Source organism: Acidimicrobiia bacterium (assembly GCA_041393965.1).
In the GTDB taxonomy this organism is placed as follows: Bacteria; Actinomycetota; Acidimicrobiia; order Spongiisociales; family UBA5794; genus UBA5794.
The window spans coordinates 769075-775741 of the sequence record JAWKJB010000002.1 but is presented as its reverse complement, the minus strand read 5'-3'; the positions used below and the strand labels follow the sequence as shown (position 1 = coordinate 775741).

8 protein-coding genes are annotated in these 6667 nt (G+C 63.6%); 6 read left to right on the top strand and 2 right to left on the bottom strand.

Annotated elements, in window-relative coordinates; genetic code table 11:
* Positions 1-857 (bottom strand): DUF222 domain-containing protein (locus R2823_08650; protein MEZ5176257.1); only part of this gene is annotated, 857 nt, incomplete at its 3' end.
* A 207-nt stretch (positions 858-1064) separates the two neighbouring features.
* Between R2823_08650 and R2823_08645 the strand changes: the two genes are divergently transcribed.
* Together R2823_08645 and arr are read left to right on the top strand one after the other, a co-directional pair.
* A complete protein-coding gene (locus R2823_08645; GenBank protein ID MEZ5176256.1) occupies positions 1065-1436 on the top strand; it encodes a DUF5655 domain-containing protein in 372 nt (123 codons plus the stop codon).
* A 130-nt stretch (positions 1437-1566) separates the two neighbouring features.
* Entirely contained in the window at positions 1567-2028 is a 462-nt protein-coding gene (gene arr / locus R2823_08640; protein MEZ5176255.1) for an NAD(+)--rifampin ADP-ribosyltransferase, read from the top strand.
* 192 nt (positions 2029-2220) lie between these two features.
* Here the strand turns inward: arr and R2823_08635 are convergent, their stop codons facing one another.
* On the bottom strand, positions 2221-2700 hold the full coding sequence (locus tag R2823_08635; GenBank protein MEZ5176254.1) for an ester cyclase: 480 nt from the start codon (positions 2698-2700) through the stop codon (positions 2221-2223).
* 200 nt (positions 2701-2900) lie between these two features.
* Here R2823_08635 and mraZ point away from each other — a divergent pair, with 200 nt between their 5' ends.
* From mraZ to R2823_08615, 4 genes are all read left to right on the top strand, one after another.
* Complete coding sequence (gene mraZ, locus R2823_08630; protein ID MEZ5176253.1) at positions 2901-3332, top strand: division/cell wall cluster transcriptional repressor MraZ; 432 nt, start codon at positions 2901-2903, stop codon at positions 3330-3332.
* A gap of 120 nt (positions 3333-3452) precedes the next feature.
* Positions 3453-4388, top strand: a complete 936-nt coding sequence (gene rsmH, locus R2823_08625; protein ID MEZ5176252.1) for a 16S rRNA (cytosine(1402)-N(4))-methyltransferase RsmH — start codon at positions 3453-3455, stop codon at positions 4386-4388.
* Entirely contained in the window at positions 4385-4792 is a 408-nt protein-coding gene (locus tag R2823_08620; protein MEZ5176251.1) for a hypothetical protein, read from the top strand. The genes rsmH and R2823_08620 overlap by 4 nt, the downstream gene beginning before the upstream one ends.
* A gap of 110 nt (positions 4793-4902) precedes the next feature.
* Positions 4903-6666, top strand: coding sequence for a penicillin-binding protein 2 (locus R2823_08615; GenBank protein MEZ5176250.1), 1764 nt, complete (start codon positions 4903-4905; stop codon positions 6664-6666).
* Position 6667 lies beyond the last annotated feature (1 nt).

The window sequence follows — 6667 nt, the reverse complement described above, 5'->3', positions numbered from 1 at the left end:
GTTTCCGGGATCGGGTTGTTGTCGATGGTGGCGAATCCTTGACGGAGCCGGAGTAGCACTTGGGTGTCGACGGTGACCGTCACATGCGGTTTGGCTCCTTTCGAGGTGGTGGTGGTGTGGCGCAGGGATTGTTCACAGATGTCGCCGAGGATGTCGGCACGGATCTGCCACGGGGTGCGGCGGTCGGTGGGATCGAGATAGGCGCTGCGACAGGCGTGGTCGATTGCTTTTGACACCACTGCCCCAGTGTGTGGGTCCAACTCGCCGTTGATGAGCCACATCCCGTCGAAGGTCTCGTTGATCGACAAGCGACGCCTCGCACGCTGTTTGCGTACACGGATTACTGCTGATGGGTAGTCGATCTGTTGTTCCCAATACCCGATTGCTCGCCGCAGCTGCACCGGGTCGAGGTAGGTCGCAGCGTCAGCGAACACTGTTTCGTGTCCGGCGAACTCGTCACGGTGGCGTCGCCTGGCCTGGTCGAGTTGCACTACCGCATCTGGCGGGATCTCTCCGGTGAGGGCACCACGGGCAACGGTTGGCATCGCAACGAGTCCTCGAGCGGTGCGTATCAGGGTCGATGCGACCCGTCCGGTTACCCGCAATGTGGAACGCAGCCACCCCACGGTGGATAGCTGGTGGTTGATCTGGGATGTTTGGCGGCGGTCATATTCGGCGATCCCCACCAGCCACCGTGCACGCAAAGCATCAATGTGGTGGTTCGTTGCAACAATCCACGACTCGAGATCGTCATCAGAAACGGTGGCAAACTCTTCGCACAGCACCCGCACATCGCGGGTGGGGAAGTCGCCGTGTAGATCGAGGACGCCACCCGATGTGCGGGTGTCGATCTTCATGAGCACAGATTATCGAACATATGTTCGATTGTCAAGGCGGCCCAGTCTCTTGAATCACTGTCCGCAGACCGCGGTCTCGAACCACTCGAGGAGGGGTCTTCGTCGAGGAGGATCGTTGTCCGGTAACTTGGCCCTGTGGATCCTGGAACAGACCAGGCCGCATCATGGAGATGCCCAGCGTGCGGGGGCCGATTGACGGGTCGCAACATGGCCCATGCGTGCGGCGACTACTCGGTCGAAGGGTTCCTGACGGGCAAGAGCCCCAAGGCCCGAGCCCTGTGGGATTCGCTCGTCGAGCTCGTTGGGACATGTGGCGACTTCGAGTTCGCTCCGGCGAAGACGCGTGTTGCTTTCATGGTGCGGGTTCGATTCATGGCTGTTACTTCGGTCAGTGACCGGGGCCTCACCTTTCACCTCTGGCTTCGCCGCCCCGTCGATTCCCCGAGGTTCTTCCGGATCGACCACCCGAGCCCCAAGGCGTTCATCCACTGGGCCCGGGTGACATCACCCGATCAGCTCGACGCTGAGCTCCGGGAGTGGGTCTGCGCCTCGTACCTGGTCGGCATGGGGAAGGATTAAGGTGTCCGCCGCGTCGTCGGCGGATTGTGACCCATATTCCGCAGATGTTGGGTACTGACGAAAGGCGGATCCTTTGGAATGTGAGCCGAGCACCTATAGCACGCCATCGATCGCCGACGCCATCGCCCGGCTGCACGAAACCGAGTATGTGCCCGTCACTTTCCACCACTTCGAACATGTCACCGGGCCGTTCTTCCATGGAACCAAATACGGGTTCAATGCGGGCGATTGCCTGACGCCGGGTCACACCTCGAACTACCACGACGGTCGGATCTCGAATCATGTCTACTTCTCTGCGTTGATGGAGCCAGCGATCTGGGGAGCTGAACTCGCCGTTGCCCTCGCCGGTGATGGCGGGGGTGGAAGAGGTAACCTCTATGTCGTCGAACCGACGGGCCCGTTTGAAGACGACCCGAATGTCACCAACAAGAGATTCCCAGGCAACATCACCAGGTCCTATCGGACCCGCCACGCATTGCGTGTGGTGGATGTTGTCGAAACATGGAAACCGCACCTGCCAGAGGTAATCCAGGAGAGGCTCGACGGTATCGCTCGACTCCGCGAAGCGGGTCTCGATGTGATCGAAGACTGAAACGGCTCCGAGTTGTGAGTCATGAGTGGGTTCGAGGACCGGAGAGCCGCAGAGCTTCCGCCCGGCACCCGAAGTGCTGAGCAATTCACCAGCCTGGACAACCTTGTCACGATTGTGGCTCTTCGATCGGTAAGCCAACCGGGTCTTCCGGCTCGGTGGTCATCCCGGCCGTAGCTATTGGGTTGTGCCGCGCTATGGATCGTCGGGGTGGGGGCCGAGACGCTGATCGCCGATGAGGCCGAGCTGGCGTAGTCCGCTCCCCGTATCGACGACCTCCCAGAGTTCGGCGATGCGCTGACCGGCGACCCGGACGAAGAGCGCCTGGTCGACGGCGATGTTTCGTCCAGTCGTCTCCACCCCGAGGAACAGACCCGTATGGGTACCCGTCACCCGGATCCGAGCCGCAACGAATCCATCGCTTGTCACGATGTCGACGATCTCGTGATGGAGGCCATCGAGGCCGCGGTGGGCCGCAGCCCACGACCCGATCTGGTGTTCGACGCCCGTCTCGGTGATATCGCCGGGAGAGTGGGTGACGACATCGGGGGCGAGGTGCTCGGAGAGCCGAACCCAGTCACCACGGTCGCCCGCGTCGAGGTAGGCCGCGACGAGGGCGCCGTCGGGGGTCGATCCGTCGGGTTTGGCGGCTCGGTGGTGTCGGCCGTGCGACAAAGGGTGCTCCGGTGTGAGTCTCCGAGTCACCACCCGGGCGCGGGTGGCGCTCTCAGCTTGGCACATAGCAGGCGATCTCGGGGAGTTCGGTGGCGCGTTCAGGAAGAGAATTGTTGACAAGTGGTATGAAGTGGGGCATAGTGGCAGTCCGTGGGAGATGGCCACGGATGGAGACCGGTGGATGATGGAGATGTCTCGAGATGTTCCTCGGCGAATACGGCCATTCGCTCGACGACAAGGGTCGGGTGGTGCTGCCCTCGAAGTTTCGCGCGGGCCTCGATCGAGGACTCGTTGTCACCAAGGGTCAGGAACGGTGTCTGTATGTGTTCCCGCTGGATGTGTGGGACCGCGAGGCCGAACGAGTGCAGCGACTGCCGAGGACGGACAAGCGGGCACGCAACTACGCCCGGTCGTTCTTCGCCTCGGCGTCGGATCAGACACTGGACCGGACCGGCCGGTGCGCCCTTCCCGAACCGCTTCGCGCCTACGCCGGTCTCGACAAGGACATCACCGTCGTCGGCGTGTCGGATCGGATCGAAATCTGGGACACGGCCACATGGCATTCGGTCGCGGCCGAAGCCGACGAGTACTACGCAGGCATCGAGGAGGTGCTCTCCGAGGAAGGCATATGACACCCACAACCGACACCCGAACCAAGTGGGCTGGCCCGCGGTCAGTCCCCCGGATGCCAATTGGGAGGCCCCTTACTCCGCCCGCTTCCAAGTTGGCGCCAGCGCTCCGGGGGACTGACCATGGATCAGCCCACACCCCGCGATCAGACCTATCACACCCCCGTGATGGTCGACGAGGTCGTGTCATGGCTCGAACCGGCGAGCCGGGGGTGGATCGTCGACGGCACCTTCGGTGGGGGAGGGCATAGTCGTGCGCTCCTCGAGACCTACGACACGGCAAGGATCATCGCCCTCGACCGTGATCCGGATGCTTCCGAACAATCGTTTGTGGACGACCGACTTACGGTTGTCACCGCGAACTTCCGCGACATCGGGTCGGTGCTCGAAGACCACGACTTCCCCGATCTGGTTGACGGCATGTTGCTCGATCTCGGTGTCTCGTCACACCAGCTCGATGTCGCGGATCGAGGTTTTTCGTATCGCACGGCGGGCCCGCTGGACATGCGCATGGGTCGCGATGCATCACGATCCGCGGCGACCCTCGTCAACGAGGAGACCGAGGACGAGATCGCTCGGATCCTGCGCGTGTACGGCGAGGAGCGCTTTGCGCGGAGGATCGCTTCAGCCATCGTCGCGAACAGGCCCTTCGACGCCACCCATGAGCTCGCAGCATGCATCGCGGACGCGGTGCCTGCTGCTGCGCGCAGGAAGCGGCATCCCGCCCGTAAATCGTTCCAGGCGTTCCGGATCGCCGTCAATGACGAGCTCGGTGCGCTTGACGAGTTCCTCACCTCGGGAATCGACTCACTTGTCGTCGGAGGGAGGCTCGTCGTGATCGCCTACCACTCGTTGGAGGACCGACTCGTGAAGCAGGCACTCGCCGAGCGGTCCCGACCATGTTCGTGCCCACCGGACCTACCGACCTGCGGTTGTGGCGCACACCCGACCTTCAGGGTGCTCACGAAAAAACCCGTTCGGCCGAGCCCCGAAGAGGTCGACCGCAATCCACGGGCACGCAGCGCTTCGCTGCGCGTTGCTGAACGGACCGAGTCGTGACCTCAAGGGCCGTACCGTACGCACGGCGGCGTGCCGCGAGGCGAGCTGCCACACCATCGGCGAGGGGTCCACGCATCGTGCCGCTCGCACTGTTCGTGGTCGCCGTGATGGTCGTGTTCTTCCTCATGATCTACCTGCGTATCGCGCTCGACCGCACCGCGTTCGAGCTCGACACCGTCAGAGACCAGATAGCGACCGCCGAATCCCGCCAACTCGACCTTCGTCTCGAGCTAGCCCAACTCCAGGATCCTCTCCGGATCGCGAACGAGGCGACCCGGATGGGTTTGACCTATCCCGACCAGCGACTGACGCTTTTCGTGGATTCGACGACGATCGGCGAGGCCAGCATCGCTCCTCCGGTGGTCGAGCCCCTGACCCGAGCACTCGAGGGAGACCGGCCGTGACCGGCCGGTGACGATACCGAAGGGCGACACATGATTCCGACATGGCCGAGCGCTGACGGCCTCCGAGACACCGCCAGAGCGGGTAGACCCCGGCGGCGGACGGCGTACCGATGACGAGGCGAAGGATCTGGCGACCGGGCGATCTTCGCCTCCTGCTGGTCGGCATCATCTTTGTCGGCGTTTGGGGCCTCATCGGGTTGCGGCTGTTCGATCTCCAAGGCGCCCAGGCCGTCGAGCTCGCGACGGTTGGCTTCGAACAGCGGATCTCCTCACAGTCGATTGCTCCACCACGGGGAACCATCTATGACCGGGACGGCGTTGAACTGGCATTGACGATCAACGGATGGAATGTCGTGGTCGACCCGATGATGCTCGACGACCCGGCGACCGCCGCTGCCGTCCTAGCGCCGTTCGCAGACGATCCGTACGAGACCCTCGTCGCCGAGCTGGCCGATGCCAAGAAGAGGGAATCCCGCTATGCGGAGATCGCGATGCGTGTGGACAACGATCACAAGGAACAGATCGAGCGCGCGGTTGGCGATTACAACGCCGGTGTGGATCGAGCAGAACGCCTCACCGGCGTGTTCTACCGTCGGCAACCGCTCCGCATGTACCCAGCGGGCTCGGTTGCGGCACAGGTGATCGGCCTCACCGCATACGACACCAACGCAGGTATCGAGGGCCTCGAGCTCACCTTCAACTCGGAACTTGAGGGGCACCCGGGTCGGACGATCGTCGAGCGCGACCCGTCGGGTCGCATCATTCCGCAAGGCCAGATCCTCGTTGAACCAGCGACCCCCGGATCGGATGTGATCACCACCCTCGACCGGGAGATCCAGTTTGCGGCCGAGCAGGGGCTCCGCAAGGCCCTCCAGAAGACCGCGGCACACAGCGGGGCGATCGTGGTGCTCGACCCCGAAACCGGTGCCGTCCTCGCGATGGCGAGCGCACCGGGCCTCGACCTGAACGACCGTGCCGAGGCCACTCCCGAACTGCTCCGGAATCGAGCCGTGGCCGACATGTACGAACCCGGTTCCACGCTCAAAGTGCTCACCATCGCCGCTGCGATCGAAGAGGGCATCGTCACGCCCGACACCATCATCGACACGCCGCACTCGATCGAAATCGGCGACTTCACCTATTCGGACCACGGGAGGAACCCGGCGCAGATGCCGGTGCGCGATGTAGTCGCCAAGTCGTCGAACATCGGGACTATCCACATCGAACAAATGCTCGGCAACGAACTGCACTACGACTACCTCACCAAGTTCGGTCTCGGTCGCCAGGCGGGCCTCGACATGGCCGGCGAGCGGCACGGCACACTGCCACCCACCTCGCAGTGGACGGCGACCACGGGAACATCGATCGCGATCGGCTACGCCGTCCACACGACGGCGCTCCAGATGGCCGCGCTGTACGGCGCCATTGCCAACGACGGGGTCTGGACCGAGCCGTATCTGGTCGCCGAGATCATCCAGCCCGACGGCAACCACATTCGTACGGCACCACGCAGCCAGCGTGTCCTTTCGCCCGAGACGGCGGCCACCATCCGGTCACTCCTCGGCAGGGTCGTCGAGATCGGCACCGGAACCCGGGCCGCGCTCGACGACTACACGGCGGGCGGCAAGACCGGTACCACTGACAAGTTCGATGTCGAGCGGGGTGAGTACTCGAACGACACCTACGCGTCGTTCATCGGCATGGCGCCCCTCGATCATCCCCGCGTTGTCGTGGCGGTGGTCCTCGACACGCCCAGAGGTCATCTCGCCGACGGAACAAGCCTGAGCCTCGGTGGTGCCTCAGCTGCACCCGTGTTCGCCGAAGTCGCGCAGAACGCCCTTCAGCAGCTCGGTGTCGCACCGGACAAGGAGTGAC

Bases quoted from the DNA above. Each gene is read 5' to 3' on its own strand.
- R2823_08615 (MEZ5176250.1), top strand. From the start codon at position 4,903: ATGACGAGGCGAAGGATCTGGCGACCGGGCGATCTTCGCCTCCTGCTG.
- mraZ (MEZ5176253.1), top strand. From the start codon at position 2,901: ATGTTCCTCGGCGAATACGGCCATTCGCTCGACGACAAGGGTCGGGTG.
- rsmH (MEZ5176252.1), top strand. From the start codon at position 3,453: ATGGATCAGCCCACACCCCGCGATCAGACCTATCACACCCCCGTGATG.
- R2823_08645 (MEZ5176256.1), top strand. From the start codon at position 1,065: ATGGCCCATGCGTGCGGCGACTACTCGGTCGAAGGGTTCCTGACGGGC.